Raw genomic sequence first — 16527 nt, 5'->3', positions numbered from 1 at the left:
CCCCCCCCCCCCCCCCACTTCTTGGCTTTTTTGCACGGCATTCGACAGGCTCGTTTATAATTCATCGGCGTTACCTAGGTGTAAACACGAATTCTGGTATCCCATTTGACGTCAGGTGGGAACGCTTTATTTGGGCTCAGCTCTTGAAATGCTATCAAGATGACATCATATGTTGAGGCGAAGTCGCTAGGGCTGCCAGCTATGGTAGGCCTCGGTGATCAACCTCATTGTTTGAGTTTCAGAAGGATTGGAATGCGATGTCGACCCGACCTGTTGTATTGAACCCTGCTTGTATTAAGACTCTTTCTGCTGTGGAGGCTCGACCGGAGCGTTCAAATCAGCATGAGTTTAATGGTGTGACTGCGCTCAAAAATGTGTTCGGGACCAGCCGGTCAGAGTTCAATGTTCAGTTCTCCGTGAGAGGTGAAGGCATTGTCGATCAGGCTAATGTCACTTGGTACGATGCTCGCGAGGAGCATCCTACTCGCTCCGAATATCGTCTTTACTTCCAAAGTAACCTAGTCATGGATCATGCCCAAGCGGGAGATAACGTCGTCATTGGCTATGATGGGCAAGGCTTGCTTCACTGCATTCTGATTCGCACTGGTAGTACTGGGCACCGTCCTGGTATTGGTCAGTGGGAGGCGTGCTGAGAGATAGTTGAGATTGGGGGTGAGAGGCATCCCAATGTTCTCTGGGCCGAGAGCAGTCAGTTAGCTCGAAATGATATTGGGTGGCCTCTGCCCACTCCTTAAAGTAATTAAGTTGTGCTGGCCATGGAGCACATGCCGAGGTACACCAAACGGTCTCGGTAACTCCAAGCCCATGTGGCCGAATCAGCCTAGGAGCAAGCCTAGGCTGGATGACATGAGTCTTCACCGTGATAGTTAGCTTGGAAGCGCAATCTCCATCTGCGGTCTTTCCGCATCTTGGACTTTCGCCTTGGCCGCTAGGATGCGGTCCTTCATCATTCGTGCCACCGCCTCGAAGACAGGAACCGCCACGGAGTTGCCAAATTGACGGTAAGCCTGAGTATCCGAGACAGGTATCACGAAGCTGCTTTCGCCTGGTTTATCGAAGCCCATCAGGCGGGCACATTCATGAGGTGTGAGGCGGCGTGGTCGGTTCATGTGGTTGAACTCGCCATGAAACTCAAGTTTCTCCGAAAATCCGCGATCGACCAGAATTTCGGAGCCGTCCTTGTGGTAGCGGGCAGACAGCGTACGCGCCACGCTGTTGGGGCCGGTCAGGCCGAAACCGAAACCGTTGCCCTTCTCTTTGTGCTTCTGGGCATACTTGTAGAGGTACTCCCATAGCTTGGGTGTGAGGATATACTTACTGTCGACCTCCTTGTCCAAGATATCCCCGAATGAGGGGCGTTGCGCTGGCTGGTGCTTGACGATGTCCTTGAGCGTAAAACCCTGATGGACGTTCAGATCCCGCCTGAAGCCTACCAACACGATCCGCTCACGATGCTGAGGCAGAAATTTCATGGCATCGATGACCTTTGGATCGGCGCCCTTGGGGGCATTTACATCAGCCACTTCGTAACCGAGCTCATCCAGCGTCTCGCAGATAATCCGGAATGTATTGCCCTTGTCGTGACTCTTGAGATTCTTCACGTTTTCAAGGAGAAACGCTGGAGGACGCTTGGCCGCAATTATTCGGGCAACATCGAAGAAAAGCGTACCTTGAGTCTCGCACTCAAACCCATGCTTGCGACCAAGCGAGTTCTTTTTTGATACTCCTGCCAAGGAGAACGGCTGGCAAGGAAAGCCTGCCAGCAACACATCATGGTCTGGTATTTCGATATCAATATTGCGGTATGCCTCGTCCTCGCTTACTTCAGGCCTGTCGGATAGTGTCACCGACCTTATGTCCAAGTTGAAACGATGGCGAGCTGGATCGCAGTAGTGGTTGGCTTTGTAAGTCCGGATCGCATACTTGTTCCACTCGGAGGTAAACAGGCACTCACCACCAATCGTCTCGAAGCCCTTGCGAATACCGCCAATGCCGGCAAACAGATCGATGAAGGTAAAAGTGCGTTCGCCTTCGACCTTTCTAGGTAGTAGCGTACTCAGTCGCGCATGCTCAATGTACGAAAGTTTTGGCGAAGCCTTGCCCTTGTACCAGCGGTTGATGGTCTCACGGCACCAATGCCCTGGACTCGCTTCGTTGAGTATTTCTGCCAAGAAGCCCTGATCATAGATTTCGAGCAGCTGCTGCAGCAGCGCCAAGTCGCTCATGGCTTGGTTGGCTGATCGATCTGCTAGAGGGCTAGACGCGCCTCGGTAAGAAATTTGTTCATTTTTGACGAAATTCATAAAATGTCTTCTGGGTCATATCTGTGACGAAATATCACTATCCTATCCCAATACCGTTCAATGTGAAGTGATTTTTGGAGAAGCCTTCCGGAGCAAGAAGATACCCCATAGATCTCGTTGCTGTATCCATATACAGTATTTTGCTTTGCAAATTTTTTTGTTGCCAAATGGATCGGCGCACCCAACGCAAGCTACCTAGCACGGGTATGGTTTTCTGAACCTTGCAGAACGGGCGGGACCAAATATTGATCTCTTCACACGTAGGGCGCTGAAATGGACACGGTGGATATCGCTACTCGCTCCAAGATGATGTCTGCCATACGTGGCAAGGATACTTGCCCCGAAATGGTCGTCAGGCGTTTCCTCCACGGACGGGGTTACCGGTATCGCATCCACCGTAAGGATCTTCCCGGCAAGCCGGATATCGTGGTCCCTCGTCTGAAGGTCTGCATCTTTGTTCATGGGTGCTTTTGGCACCGTCACCCGGGCTGCTCTTTCGCAACGACCCCAAAAACCAGACCCGAATTCTGGAACGAAAAATTTGAGAAGAACGTGGCGAGGGATCTCGCCAACATCGATGCACTCGAAGCTGCCGGCTGGAATGTTCTGATTGTCTGGGAGTGTCAGTTGAAGAAGAATCCTGAAACGTTGAACCGACTTGAGCAGGAACTCCGCTTGTTGTCGTCCGGTAAGGCTTCTCGTGGTAATGCGGCCGCGCCTTCGGCCGGCACCTATTTCGGGAATATCTTTAGGCAGCACTAGACGAGTGAGTTGGCCTGCAGTGGCAGAGTGCAATTATACTGGGTCGAATTGTCGTCTGGTGCAGAGTCTCATGGCGCTGGGACTCGACGGTAGAAGCCCAAGATAAAAGGATTTCGATGTGAGCGATTTAATAAATGAGCCCGATGCACCCCGTTTGATTTTCGGTCTGAGGGATACAGGCTACAACTTCAGAACTGCGGCTGCGGACATCATCGACAATTCCATTGCCGCCAAGGCTGACCACGTCAATATCGAGATCACCCTGCGGCAAAACGGCAGAAAGCTAGTCTATTTTGGCGACAACGGAGATGGCATGGATGCGCAGGCCATCCATCGGGCCATGCGTTACGGAGCTCCGGAACGTGAGAATCCGGAAAGCCTCGGGAAGTTCGGGCTTGGACTGAAGACTGCTTCCAGTTCTGTTTGCCTCAAGTACACGCTGATTTCCCGCAAGGGGCCGGACCAGGAACTGGCAAAGCTTGCATGGGATCTTGAATATGTTGCTCAGCAGAAAAAATGGGAGATGCTCAAGGAGCCTGTTACCCCAGATGAGCAGGAAATGTTCGAGGAGTTGTGCGGCGCCAAAGGGACCCTTTTGGTCTGGGAAAATTGTGACAGGATCCTAACCAAGGATTATGAGCCTGGATCCGTTAGGGAACGGGACGCGATCAACCGGCTTGCACAAAGCCTAGTCAAACACCTTTCGCTCGTTTATCACCGCTTCCTTGACAAGGCCGACGATCGAGAGCGCAACGTATCCATTTTCGTCAATCAGATCCCAGTCGATCCTTGGAACCCCTTCTATCCTGCTCGCTCGGAGCAAGTCCTTGCCGATAACAAGCAGAAACTTCTGGTGGAGATGCCAGACGGCTCGGAAGAGGTTGCGAACATCCGGGCATGGATTCTGCCCCACCGCAGTGAAATGACCAAGGATGAGGAAAAAGCCTATGCGCGCATATCCAACCGCGCCCAAGGTTTCTATGTCTATCGTGAAGGCCGCCTGATTCAGGACGGCAGCTGGATGGAGGTCTTCGGAGCAAATGAGCCGCACACCTCGCTACTGCGGATCGAGTTCGACTTTGGCCACGAGCTCGATGATGCCTTCCGGATTGACGTGAAGAAGTCCCGCATCCTGTTCCATCCGGATCTTGAGGAGGGACTGAAAGTGCTGCTGCAGCCCATCTACCGAGAAGCGGAAAAACGTGCCAGAAGGCAAAATCGCGAGCAGACAAATGTCCGTCAGATTGACCACACCAGCGCAAACAAGAACATTGCGGACACAGGCAGCGCCAGTAAGGCTCAGGTGACCTCAGTCGACCCTGCAACACAATCGGCAGTCATCTCGAACAATATGGGCTCGAAGATCAAGCTCAAGCTTGCCGTCCAAAGTAATGTGAGTCCGGACACCGTATATGTCGATGCGGTCGAAGATATCAATACCGGAGAGCTTTGGCAGCCTGCGCTGCGCAGCGCCGGAGATAGCGGCCATGTGCCGGCGGTACTGCTGAATAAGCATCATGATTTCTACCAGAAGATCTACAAACGTGCCGCTGCCAACGGTTTCGCGGTGGAGGGCATGGATCTGCTTCTATGGGCTTTTGCCGCTGCAGAGCAGAACAACACAAATGAGGAGTTGGAACCGATCTTTGAGGATATCCGCAGCGAGATTTCGAACAACCTGCGCAAGCTCCTGCGCAACGTCGCCGATCCTGACCCGGCTGACCTGATGATCGAAGAAGAAAACTGAGAATGATCGCAGGGAAGAAAGATTTGATCCTGAGGGAACTAGAAGAGGGAACCGGGGCTGCGATCGCTGCTGCAGTCGATAAGAGCGGGCGGCGATCAGGACTGCGTATCTGGTTCGGAGATCTTGACCAGAAGCACGGACCGGTTGCTGAGCTTAAGCCCTACGGGTTGAAGGGACACAGTGTCAGTCTGTCGTTCGGCAGCTTCTCAGGAGAGGTCATCGGCCAGATCCGCAAGGCTTCATTAGAGGATGTGCAGCTGGCTCGAGCTCTAATCGCCTCGATCAGGCCTGATATTGCAGTGGATATCTCCGGACAGGACGTCTCCGACTGGACTGTCACCTCCGGCTCTTTCCGAATGACCGCACGAGTCCGGGATCAAGACCATCCACATGAGGATGCTGCGATCATTGCCATCTGTCGCGACGTAATTGTTCCGATGATGGCTGCAATGGCCGAGCTCATCGGATACGACGTCATCGAAGAGGAAGTCGATGATGAGGTTCCGGCCTTCGAAGGCGCCATTCTTCAGTCGGTCGTGCAGCGAAGGGAACGAAATCCGCGCAACAGGCTTCTGTGCATCCGCATCCACGGAGAACGCTGCGTAGTCTGTGGACTCGAGCCTCGACGAGTTTACGGGGAGGCGGGAGCGATAATTGAGGTCCACCATCTTGAGCCTGTTGCATCGCTTGTTGAGCCACGCCCTTATGATCCACGTATCGATCTGGTTCCACTTTGCCCTACATGTCATCGGGCGCTTCACACAAGGCGTCCGATACCGTTGAGCATTGAGGAGCTGAAGACATTGAGGAACGGCTGTAATGAGTGAGCCTGTCGAGCTTCCAGAGAGCTTCGAATCATTGCGGGCAAGCCTACCGAAAGGTCTAGTGCTTTCAGAGCGCCTGATCGAGCCCGTGATCATTATCGGCAAGGCTGGGGACAGCATTGTCGCGCGGCTTGGTGGTGTACGTCTGCTGAGAGGAAACCGATATGTGCATAGAGCTCCCAGTAATCGCCATGCATGGGTCATGGACGGAACCACTGTTCGGCCTCTTCCGCGAGATGCAGTCATTCTTTTTGAGGAGATGCTGAGTGGGGCGTCTCCCGACAACCTTTCCTACAGCCAGGCAATCAGCCTTGTCCGTGACTCCGATGCTGTCATGCGAGTTGAGGCCGACGAGGGATTACTCTTGGCTGGTAGAGTTGTTGCCGAAAATCTCGACAGCGAGATAACAATCCCGGGGCTGACGGCAACGCTGTTTCCCTACCAGTCGCGTGGCGTCCGTTGGATGTGGGACACCATAAAGTATACGGGCGGATTAATCCTTGCCGACGAAATGGGGCTAGGGAAAACCCTTCAGATCATTGCCTTGTTGCTGATGGACCCACCAAAGGCGGATTCCCCGGCCCTTATAGTCTGTCCCACCAGTCTGATTGCCAACTGGGTGCGTGAATTTGAGCGTTTCGCCCCTAGAATAACTGTGATGGTTCACCGAGGGGCAAACCGGGTCGGCATCTATCGAGAGCTCCAGCGGACAAGTATCGTCGTTACAACTTACGACACCATGGTCAATGACATCTCGATTTTTTCGTCGTTTGAATGGTCCTGGGTAATTTGCGACGAGGCTCAAGCCATCAAGAACCCGGACTCGAACCGTAGAAATGCAATCATATCGATCCCGCGCCGGAGAACCATTCCAATGACTGGCACGCCAGTGGAAAACAGTCTCCTTGATTTGTGGTCACTGGCTGACTTCGCAATTCCTGGCTTGCTGGGATCGAGACGAGAATTTGAGGCAGCTTACCCGGATAGCCTCGAATCGGCGCAGACTATTGGACGTCTCACGGATCCGATCATTCTCAAGCGTAGAGTGGTGGATGTAGCGAGTGATCTTCCGGAACGAATTAATATCGATCTGCCGTTAGAGTTAGATGATTTGCTAGCCGATCATTATCTCAGGGTACGTGCCGCCACGTTGGCCAAATACCCTGTAGCGGGAGCTTTGGTTGCAACGCTTCAGCTGCAGCTGGTCTGCGCACATCCTTGGCTGCGGCGGGATGAGGGCGACGACGAGGGTGATGAGTCTGACGTCCTTCGTTCAGCTAGACATCCTCTCATGACCCCAAAAATGGAGCTTGTTGTAAGCCTGCTTCGAGAGGCATTCTCTAACGGTCGAAAGGTGATTGTGTTTGCGCTGTTCAATAGGATAAGCGACCTGTTGATGGAGGCAGTCCAAAGTCTTCCCAATGCTTACTGGGGGGCGATCAATGGTTCGACCCCTCAACAAGATCGCCAGGCAATCATTGACGATTACACAAATCACGACGGGCCCGGATGTTTGGTGCTGAACCCTAAAGCCGCAGGCGCTGGTCTGAATATTACAGCTGCTACGGTTGTAATTCATTTCACCCCAGTGTGGAATCCTGCGTTGGAGGCGCAGGCAAGTGCTAGGGCACACCGTCGTGGCCAGACTCGGCCCGTGACCATCTACCGCCTTTTTTACAAGGACACTGTAGAGGAAGTGATGATTGACAGATCACTCTGGAAAAGTGAATTGGCGAACGAAAGTGTTCCCGTTTCGTCCAGAGATGTAACCGACTTGAAGCGGGCCTTAGAAATAACTCCGGAAAGATCATGACCAATAGAACCTTCAGCAAGAGACTCACTGCCAATGACGTCGGCTCCACCGGCGGTCATCAAGGCGGCATCCTTGTCCCAAGAACGGAGGGGGAATTGCTTGCGTTCTTGCCTCCTCTAGACCCCAGTGTCAAGAATCCCGATGCATGGATCGAGTGTGAGGATGAAACCGGCACCGTACGTAAGTTTCGATTCGTTTACTACAACAACAAGTTTCATGATAACGGCGGGACACGCAACGAATATCGCATTACATGCATGACGAAGTATTTTCGCGAAGTCGGGGCTAGAGAAGGCGAGCAGTTAGAGATATCAAGGGTTGGAACTTCGAGTATCTACAATATTCGTATGGTGCGCACTATTGTCAGCCTTGGAAACCAAGAAGAAAGCGATGGCTTCAGAATAAAGATTACGTCAGGTTGGAGGCGGGTTCATTGATTAAGTCCCCGTCCCATTTGACTGCGGTTGCCATGAATCCGAAACCTCTGCACCCAGTTTTTCGGCCGGTAGGCGTGACAACGAGGCGTAACCCATCGCCGACTTGATAGGTACCGGGCTCGGTCAGATTTTCGACAGTTTTAGCGGCCAGTGTTCCCATGATTTTCGCCCCCCAATCCCCCTCATCTGATCCACGCTGTTCTGTGGGAAACTGTGAATTAAAAAGAAATCACGGAAACAAACATAGGCTGAAACCCTTGATCTAGCATGGATTTAAAGGGTTTTTGAGTTTTAATAGCGTATTAAAAAGCCGGCTTATGGCCGGCTTCTCGTTGACTAACTCAGTTCGTTTTTGACAAACCTCACCAGCCTTCAAAACGTACATCCGGCTCTTGCGGCCGGCTGTGGGACTTGGTCAGAAAGTGATCTGCCTTGTCGGTGCGAGGTGTGGGCTCGCAAATGTGGGGCGCAGGGTACGCGGGTTTGGGGGGGAATTCCAGAGGTAAGTTGTGTTTTGAATCATTGAGTTAGGGGGGAGAGCAGGGGGGCTGCTTCGCAGCCCAGCGGGGATAAATCCCCTCGCCACAGGATCTCCTCAAATCTCCTCAACACAGGGAGCTCCTGCCACAGTCCGCCCATCCGTGTAGGTCAATCGAACACCGGCGGTCGTTGTTTGTTCAGGGTGGACCACCAGAAGACCCAGCCGATGACTTTGATGTTTTGCGCTTCGATCTGTTCGGCGCTGAAGACCTCGTCAGGATACGCAGCACAGTTATGGCTACGCAGGCGTAGCCGATTACCGGGAACGCGGTGCAGGTATTTGATGCGCAGCATGCCGTCGTGTTCGAGGGCGTAGATATGGCCGTCGACGATTTGGGTCAGGCCGCGGTCGATGGCGAGGGTGGAGCCGTCTTCGATGCGTTCGGCCATGCTGTCGCCGACCATGGTGGTGCAGATGGCGTCGCCGGGGTCGATTTCCAGGGATTCTAGGTGGCTGCGGGGCAGGCGGATGGTTTGGTCGGGGATTTCGATGATGTGGGTTTTGGTTTCGCCGGGGGCGATGGGGGCTTCCTTGTAGAGGGGCAGTTCGATGTCCGTGGTTTCTTGCACGCTGTAGACGCCATCGTTTTCGGCGGCTTCATAGGTGATGCCGGGGCCCAGGCCCAGTGGGGTCTGCGGGCCTTCGCCGGTGGCGAGCCATTGCGGGCTGACGGTCAGCAGGCTGGCGATGGAGTAGATGCGTCCTGGCGGGATGCCACGGTTGAACCAGTTGTTTATGTGCTGGGATTTCACGCCGTATAACTTCGCGAAGTCGGCGGATCGGATGTTCGCTTCTTTTAGAAGGGCTCTGAAGCGGTCGCCACTGGAAAGTATTTTCATAAACGGAAAGTTTAGGGGCGACGGTGTTTTCGGCAATAAACATGTCGTGCAAATATATAAGACGATCTTTCCGTTTGCAGGATTTGAAAGGGGCGGGCTAAACGGGGTTAAACGGTATTAATACAACTTCGTATTTATCATCATTAAGACATAAAAAAACCCCGGTGCAAACCGGGGTTCTTCTTTACTTCAGTCTCAGCCTTTGTAGGCGGCAACCGACTTGGTGATCGCTTCGCGGGCGGCGTCTGCACCGGCCCAGCCTTCGATCTTGACCCACTTGCCTTTCTCGAGATCCTTGTAGTTCTCGAAGAAGTGTTCGATCTGCTGGATCAGCAGGGCTGGCAGGTCGGTGTATTCCTTCACGTCGACGTACAGCTGCGACAGTTTGTCGTGCGGTACGGCGATGACTTTGGCGTCGCCGCCGCCGTCGTCGGTCATGTTCAGGATGCCGACCGGACGGGCGCGGATGACCGAGCCTGGGGCGACTGGGTAAGGGGTCACGACCAGCACGTCGAGGGGGTCACCGTCGTCGGCCAGGGTGTTGGGGATGAAACCGTAGTTGGCCGGGTAGAACATTGGGGTGGCCATGAAACGGTCAACGAACAGGCAATCGCTGTCTTTGTCGATTTCGTATTTGATCGGGGCGTGGTTGGCCGGGATTTCGATCGCGACGTAGATGTCGTTCGGCAGGTCTTTGCCAGCCGGAATCTTGCTGTAGCTCATTGGGCGGTGCCCCCGTTAATTGACCAAATGACTGGTCGGATTGACCAAAAAGTGGCGGCGATTATAGGCATATTCGGCCGTCGATGCCACGTTACAAGGGTCTTAGAGACCTTAGTATGACGCCTGATAGACCGGATCTTCGGCTTGAAGTTGCCGCAGCCGGGCCAACGGGTCCTGGCGGTAGAACGCCTTGAGCTGTTCATAGACCCGCGGGTACGCCTGGTGCAGCAGGTCCGGGGCGCTGAAGAAGTATTCGCTGGTGACGGCGAAGAACTCCGCCGGATTCTCCGCGGCGTAGGGATCGATGAGGGTTTCTGCGTCCGGATCCTGGTCCAGTTGGCGGTTGAGGTCGTCGAAAGCTTGTTGCATGGCCTCGGCCCAGTCCTTGACCCGCATGTCGGCATGCAGCGGTGGCAGGCCGTTGGCGTCGCCGTTGAGCATGTCGAGTTTGTGCGCCAGTTCGTGGATCACCAGGTTGTAGCCGTCCCAGCCGCCGCTGGCGAGCACGCCGTCCCAGGCCAGGATGATCGGGCCTTGGGGCCAGGCTTCGCCGCTGTGTTCGCCGTCCCATTCGTGCTCGATGCCGCTGGCGTCGCGGTAGCGCTGGGGGCTGAGGAAGTCGTCGGGGTAGAGCACGATTTCGTGGAAGCCCTGATACCAGTTCAAGTCACCGAGGTGCATCAGCGGCAATTGGGCCTGGGCGGCGAGCAGCAGGCGTTGTTCCTGGTGCAGTTCGACGCCGGGCAGGGCGCTCAGGTGTTTGTCATGCAGGAACAGCACGCAGGCTTCGCGCAGCCATTGGTCCTCGGTGGCGCTGATGCCGTCGAGAAAGCTCAACTGGTGACGCACCCGCTGCCAGGTTTCCTCGCTGACGGGATGTTTGGCGAGGGTGCGTTGCCGGCGCCAGCCGCTCAGGGACCACATGGGCGATCAGCGCGGATGGGCTTTCGAGGCGCTGGCGGCGAGGCGGCTGCGGATCACGCCGATGATCATCGGTACCAGCGACAGCAGGATGATGCCCAGCACCAGCAGGGACAGGTTCTGCTTGATGAATGGCACGTTGCCGAAGAAGAACCCGAGGGTGACCAGGCCGCCGACCCACAGGATGGTGCCCAGGACGCTGAAGGCGAAGAAGCGCGGGTAGGGCATTTTTGCAACGCCGGCGACGAAGGGGGCGAAGGTGCGGATGATCGGCAGGAAGCGCGCCAGGGTCACGGTTTTGCCGCCGTGTTTGTCGTAGAAGTCGTGGGTTTGTTGCAGGTAGTCGCGGCGGAAGATTTTCGAGTTCGGGTTGCTGAACAGCCGTTCGCCTGCGGTGCGGCCAATGATGTAGTTGGTGCTGTCGCCGAGGATCGCCGCCAGCATCAGCAGGCCGCCGAGTAGCACCGGGTCCATGCCGCCACCGGCGGCTACCGCGCCGGCGATGAACAGCAGGGAATCGCCCGGTAGGAAGGGCATCACCACCAGGCCGGTTTCGCAGAAGATCACCAGGAACAGGATGGCGTAGATCCACGGCCCGTAGTTGGTCACCAGCAGGTCGAGGTACACATCGAGATGCAGAATGAGGTCGAGGGGGTTGAAATCCATGCAAAGCACCTGTGGTCGCGGCCTGACTGGGTGGGGCCTGTGGGTCGGGCTTCGAGTAAGGCTACAGCGCGTGTAGCTTTTTCTTACAAGCCGGGAAGAGCGGCATTATACGAGGTCGAGGGTGGTGTGCGTGGTGAGTTTGTAGCTGGGGATGTCGGGAGGCTTCTGGCTGGGTGAAGAACTCTGTGGCGAGGGAGCTTGCTCCCGCTGGAGCGCGAAGCGGTCCCAAATGCAGCCAACCCGGTCTGCCTGATGCACCGCGTGCTCAGGTTCTGGGGCTGCTGCGCAGCCCAGCGGGGATAAATCCCCTCGCCACAACGTTTCACCCAACCACAGGGGTTATCGATCGTTCCTACGCTCCGCGTGGGAATGCATCCCGTGACGCTCTGCGTCAAGCGGAACGCGGAGCGTCCCTGGCGGCATTCCCACGCGGGAGCGTGGGAACGATCAGTCCGCGGTAATCGGGTCAGAGCTCTTCGCTGATCGGCAACACGTAGTTCTTGAACTCGGTGTCTTCCTTGAAGCCGATGGACTCGTAGGTTTTCTGCGCCACCTCGTTGTTGCTGCTGGTGGAGACGCGCATGCGTACGGCGTTGGTTTCCTTGGCCATTTTTTTCGCGGTGCGGATCAGGTTGTCGGCCACCAGTTGGCGGCGGGCGTCCTCGGCGACGTAGATGTCGTTGAGGATCCACACGCGCTTGAGCGACAGTGACGAGAAGCTTGGATAGAGCTGGCAGAAGCCCAGCAACCGGTTGTCATCGTCATCGGGCAACGCCAGGTAGATCACCGATTCCTTGCGGCGCAGGCGTTTTTCGAGGAAGGCTCGGGACGAATCCGGGTAGGGCAGCGAGCCATAGAATTCCCGGTATTTGACGAACAATGGGGTCAGCAGGTCCAGGTGTTCCAGGGTCGCTTGGATAATCCGCATAGTAGGTCTCGTCTGCAAAGGTCGACAGATACTCGGACAACAACGGCGTTCTGCCGTGCTTCGATGCTGCCTGAAAGCGGATCAAAAACGCAAACTTGTAAACGGATCAGCTTCGGGGCGGCATCAGTAGGAAGTTACCTTTCATATCGGCGGTGTTTTCCGAGTCTAGAGTTTGGACCTGGGCTTCGTCCTTCAGATTGACCCCCGAGAGCTGTCTGCGGCAGGCCTCGCGCATCAGGTAGATCAGGCGGTGGGCGGCCATGCCGTAGCTCAAACCTTCGAGCCGGACGTTGGAGATGCAGTTGCGATACGCATCGGTCAGGCCGACCTTGGGGTTGTAGGTGAAATACAAACCCAGGCTGTCGGGGGAACTGAGGCCGGGGCGTTCGCCGATCAGGATCACCGACATTTTTGCGCCGAGCCGCTGCGCCACCTCATCAGCCACCGCGACGCGGCCCTGTTCCACCAGAATCACTGGTGAGGTTGACCAACCATCAGCGGCGGTCTGTTCTTCCAGCCGCGCCAGGAAGGGCAAGGTATGCCGATGCACCGCCAGCGCCGACAGGCCGTCGGCCACCACGATGGCCAGGTCTACGCCGCCGGGATTGGCCGCTGCGTAGTCCTCCAGGATTTGTACGGAGGACTCGTCGAGCCGTCGACCCAGGTCCGGGCGCTGCAGGTAGCTGTTGCGGTCGCTGGCGGCGCTGTGCAGCAGCAGGCTTTCGCGGCCGCGTTCAGTCAGTTGCGCGCGAATGCCTTCATGGTCGAAGGCCAGGTGCACGGCGTCCCGAGCCTGGGCATGGGCGTACTGGAAGTCCAGTTGCGCCGAGGTTGGCAGGCTGGTGCCGGTGCGGCCCAGGGCGATGCGCGCCGGGGTGAGGTTGCGCAGATTCAGCCAAGGGTTTTGTGGATCTACAGGTTTTTTATCCATGGGCAGTTCTCTCATCCCAAATGCGGCTTATCCCAAATGAGCTAATGCGTGACGAAACGCCGGTGGCAGGTTGTCGCCGAACCGCACCCGGCCATCGGCCTGGGTGAAAATGCCCATGTTCGCCAGCCACGTTTCGAATTCCGGCGCCGGCTTCAGGCCCAGGGTCTGGCGGGCGTAGAGGGCGTCGTGGAACGAAGTGGTCTGGTAGTTGAGCATGATGTCGTCGGAGCCGGGGATGCCCATGATGAAGTTGATCCCGGCCACGCCCAGCAGGGTCAGCAGGGTGTCCATGTCGTCCTGGTCGGCTTCGGCGTGGTTTGTGTAGCAGATGTCGCAACCCATCGGCACGCCCAAAAGCTTGCCGCAGAAGTGATCTTCGAGGCCGGCGCGGATGATCTGTTTGCCGTTGTACAGGTATTCCGGGCCGATAAATCCTACAACCGTGTTCACCAAAAACGGCTTGAAATGCCGTGCGACGGCGTAGGCCCGGGTCTCGCAGGTCTGTTGATCGACACCGTGGTGGGCGTTGGCTGACAGGGCGCTGCCCTGACCGGTTTCGAAATACATCAGGTTGTTGCCCAAGGTGCCGCGATTCAGGCTCAGCCCGGCGTCGTAGCCTTCCTGCAAGACGTTCAGGTTGATGCCGAAACTGGCGTTGGCCGCTTCGGTGCCGGCGATGGACTGGAACACCAGGTCCAGGGGCACGCCACGGTTCGCCGCTTCGATGGAGGTGGTGACGTGGGTCAGCACGCAGCCTTGGGTCGGGATGTCGTAGCGCTGGATGATGGCGTCGAGCATTTCCAGCATGGCGCAGATCGACGCTGTGCTGTCGGTGGCCGGGTTGATGCCGATCATGGCGTCGCCATTGCCGAAGAGCAGGCCGTCGAGGATGCTTGCGGCGATCCCGGCGGGCTCATCGGTGGGGTGGTTGGGTTGCAGGCGGGTCGACAGTCGCCCGCGCAGGCCGAGGGTGCCGCGAAATTTCGTCACTACGCGGATTTTCTGCGCCACCAGCACCAGGTCTTGCACGCGCATGATCTTCGACACGGCGGCGACCATTTCCGGGGTCAGGCCGGGAGCCAGTGCCCGCAGGCTGTGTTCATCGGCGGCGTCGCTGAGCAGCCAGTCGCGAAAACCGCCGACGGTGAGGTGGCTGACGGCGGCGAAGGCCTGTTTATCGTGGGTGTCGACGATCAGCCGGGTGACTTCGTCGTCCTCGTAAGGAATCAGCATTTCTTGCAGGAAATGGCTGAGGGGCAGGTCGGCCAAGGCCATTTGCGCTGCGACGCGTTCGCCATCGTTGAGCGCCGCGACCTCGGCCAGGAAATCCCCGGAACGCGCCGGGCTGGCCTTGGCCATCAGGTCTTTGAGGCTGTCGAAGCGGTAGGTCTGGGCGCCGACCGTGTGTGCAAAACTGGCCATACAGGTTCTCCGTGACGGCGCCGCTGGGCGGCGCCGTGGTTTTCGGCGTTTTACAACTTAGTGCAAGGCTTCTTCAGCTTTCTGAATGGCCGCGAATTCTTCTTCGGGCGTGCCTGCTACCAAGTGATGCCGACTGTAGAACGCGAAGTAAGCAATTAACACTCCATAGATGATCGCCGCGCCGATGACCACCCGCGGATCCACCAGAAAGCCCGCTACTACGGCGATGCACGCCAGCACCAGGGCCACGCCCGAGGTAAAGATGCCGCCCGGTGTGCGGTATGGCCGGTCCATTTTGGGGCGGCGGATGCGCAGGGTGATGTGCGCGGCCATCATCAGCACGTAGGAGATGGTGGCGCCGAACACCGCCACCAGAATCAGCAGATCGCCCTGGCCGGTCAGGGACAGCCCGAAACCGATGATGCCGGGGATGATCAGCGCCAATACCGGTGCTTTGCTTTTATTGGTTTCGGAGAGCTTGCGTGGCAGGTAACCGGCGCGAGACAACGCGAAGATCTGCCGCGAGTAGGCGTAGATGATCGAGAAGAAGCTGGCGATCAGGCCCGCCAGGCCCACCAGGTTGACGAAGTTGCCCATCCAGGTCGAGCCGCCGTAGGCCTTGGCCAGGGCTTCCACCAGCGGGTTGCCCGAAGCCATCAGCGCATTGGAACCCGCACCGCCTGGGCCGATCACCAGAATCAGCAGGGCAAACGCCACCAGCACCAGCATGGCGCCGATCAGGCCGCGCGGCAGGTCGCGCTTGGGGTTCTTGGTTTCTTCAGCCGCCAGCGGTACGCCTTCCACGGCCAGGAAAAACCAGATGGCATACGGAATGGCTGCCCACACGCCGACATAGCCGAACGGCAGGAATGGGCTGGCACCCGTGGCTGCGGTGACCGGGATGTCCAGCAGGTTGGCGACGTCGAAGTGCGGCACCATCGCTACCAGAAACACGCCCAGTGCCAGGGCTGCGACGGCGGTGATGATGAACATCAGTTTGAGCGCTTCACCCACGCCGAATATGTGGATGGCGATGAAGATGATGTAGAACGCCAGGTAGATCATCCAGCCGCCAATGCCGAATAGCGATTGGCAATACGCGCCGATGAACACGGCAATCGCCGCCGGGGCGATGGCGTATTCGATGAGGATCGCCGTGCCCGTGAGAAAGCCGCCCCAGGGCCCGAATGCGCTACGGGCAAAGCCATAGCCGCCGCCGGCGGTAGGAATCATCGAGGACAGCTCGGCCAGGGAAAAGCACATGCACAGGTACATCGCGGCCATCAGCAGCGTGGCAAGAAACATCCCGCCCCAACCGCCCTGGGCAAGGCCGAAGTTCCAGCCGGCGTAGTCCCCGGAAATGACATACGCCACCCCCAGGCCCACCAGCAGGACCCAGCCCGCCGCGCCTTTTTTCAGTTCACGTTGTTGGAAGTATTCGGAGCCGACTTTTTCAAAGTCGACCGAGGACGTTGCCGGTTGCGGGTTTGCTTGATCGCTTGGCATAAGGGTTTACCTGTTTTTATTGTTTTTTGGCCCTGTTGGAGCGGGGCTGCTCTTGGAACCGGTGTGTTGCATACAGCAGGGATGCAAGCTTGATTGTTCCCACGCTCTGCGTGGGAACACAGCCAGGGACGCTCCGCGTCCCA

At 56.8% G+C, this 16527-nt stretch carries 15 protein-coding genes; 6 read left to right on the top strand and 9 right to left on the bottom strand.

What is annotated here, in order from left to right; genetic code table 11:
* Positions 1-257: 257 nt before the first annotated feature.
* Complete coding sequence (locus GSM73_RS20060; RefSeq protein ID WP_160893647.1) at positions 258-653, top strand: type II restriction endonuclease; 396 nt, start codon at positions 258-260, stop codon at positions 651-653.
* A gap of 234 nt (positions 654-887) precedes the next feature.
* On the opposite strand, the gene dcm is transcribed toward GSM73_RS20060, so the two are convergent.
* Positions 888-2246 (bottom strand): DNA (cytosine-5-)-methyltransferase, encoded by a 1359-nt coding sequence (gene dcm / locus GSM73_RS20055; protein WP_256677009.1) that lies wholly within the window; start codon positions 2244-2246, stop codon positions 888-890.
* A 351-nt stretch (positions 2247-2597) separates the two neighbouring features.
* On the opposite strand from dcm, the gene GSM73_RS20050 reads away from it, so the two are divergent.
* From GSM73_RS20050 to GSM73_RS20030, 5 genes are all read left to right on the top strand, one after another.
* Positions 2598-3086, top strand: coding sequence for a very short patch repair endonuclease (locus GSM73_RS20050; protein ID WP_160893643.1), 489 nt, complete (start codon positions 2598-2600; stop codon positions 3084-3086).
* 118 nt (positions 3087-3204) lie between these two features.
* On the top strand, positions 3205-4833 hold the full coding sequence (locus GSM73_RS20045) for an ATP-binding protein (protein WP_160893641.1): 1629 nt from the start codon (positions 3205-3207) through the stop codon (positions 4831-4833).
* A gap of 2 nt (positions 4834-4835) precedes the next feature.
* Entirely contained in the window at positions 4836-5660 is an 825-nt protein-coding gene (locus GSM73_RS20040) for an HNH endonuclease (protein ID WP_160893639.1), read from the top strand.
* Complete coding sequence (locus GSM73_RS20035) at positions 5653-7470, top strand: DEAD/DEAH box helicase (protein WP_160893637.1); 1818 nt, start codon at positions 5653-5655, stop codon at positions 7468-7470. Before GSM73_RS20040 ends, GSM73_RS20035 begins: the two co-directional genes overlap by 8 nt.
* On the top strand, positions 7467-7907 hold the full coding sequence (locus tag GSM73_RS20030; protein WP_160893635.1) for an EcoRII N-terminal effector-binding domain-containing protein: 441 nt from the start codon (positions 7467-7469) through the stop codon (positions 7905-7907). Before GSM73_RS20035 ends, GSM73_RS20030 begins: the two co-directional genes overlap by 4 nt.
* Before the next feature lie 648 nt (positions 7908-8555).
* Here the strand turns inward: GSM73_RS20030 and GSM73_RS20025 are convergent.
* From GSM73_RS20025 to eat, 8 genes are all read right to left on the bottom strand, one after another.
* The gene (locus tag GSM73_RS20025) at positions 8556-9287 is read right to left on the bottom strand and encodes a helix-turn-helix transcriptional regulator (protein ID WP_160893633.1); all 732 of its coding nucleotides are present in this window, start codon (positions 9285-9287) and stop codon (positions 8556-8558) included.
* Between the two features lie 195 nt (positions 9288-9482).
* Positions 9483-10010 carry an inorganic diphosphatase gene (ppa, locus tag GSM73_RS20020; protein ID WP_047229468.1) on the bottom strand — a complete coding sequence of 176 codons (528 nt, stop codon included), beginning with the start codon at positions 10008-10010 and terminating at the stop codon, positions 9483-9485.
* Positions 10011-10121: 111 nt separating this feature from the next.
* Positions 10122-10934: a zinc-dependent peptidase gene (locus GSM73_RS20015; RefSeq protein WP_139049079.1), complete on the bottom strand. Its 813-nt coding sequence runs from the start codon at positions 10932-10934 to the stop codon at positions 10122-10124.
* 6 nt (positions 10935-10940) lie between these two features.
* Positions 10941-11597 carry a DedA family protein gene (locus GSM73_RS20010; RefSeq protein ID WP_107321807.1) on the bottom strand — a complete coding sequence of 219 codons (657 nt, stop codon included), beginning with the start codon at positions 11595-11597 and terminating at the stop codon, positions 10941-10943.
* A 466-nt stretch (positions 11598-12063) separates the two neighbouring features.
* Positions 12064-12525 (bottom strand): N-acetyltransferase, encoded by a 462-nt coding sequence (locus tag GSM73_RS20005; protein WP_076383489.1) that lies wholly within the window; start codon positions 12523-12525, stop codon positions 12064-12066.
* Positions 12526-12631: 106 nt separating this feature from the next.
* Positions 12632-13456 carry an ethanolamine ammonia-lyase subunit EutC gene (eutC, locus tag GSM73_RS20000; protein WP_160893631.1) on the bottom strand — a complete coding sequence of 275 codons (825 nt, stop codon included), beginning with the start codon at positions 13454-13456 and terminating at the stop codon, positions 12632-12634.
* Positions 13457-13483: 27 nt separating this feature from the next.
* Positions 13484-14878, bottom strand: a complete 1395-nt coding sequence (locus GSM73_RS19995) for an ethanolamine ammonia-lyase subunit EutB (RefSeq protein ID WP_047229473.1) — start codon at positions 14876-14878, stop codon at positions 13484-13486.
* A gap of 57 nt (positions 14879-14935) precedes the next feature.
* A complete protein-coding gene (eat, locus tag GSM73_RS19990) occupies positions 14936-16384 on the bottom strand; it encodes an ethanolamine permease (protein ID WP_107321810.1) in 1449 nt (482 codons plus the stop codon).
* Between the last annotated feature and the right edge of the window lie 143 nt (positions 16385-16527).

It is taken from the genome of Pseudomonas sp. PICF6, from assembly GCF_009831705.1.
Taxonomy (GTDB): domain Bacteria; phylum Pseudomonadota; class Gammaproteobacteria; order Pseudomonadales; family Pseudomonadaceae; genus Aquipseudomonas; species Aquipseudomonas rhizophila.
This window is presented reverse-complemented; position numbering and strand designations above follow the sequence as displayed.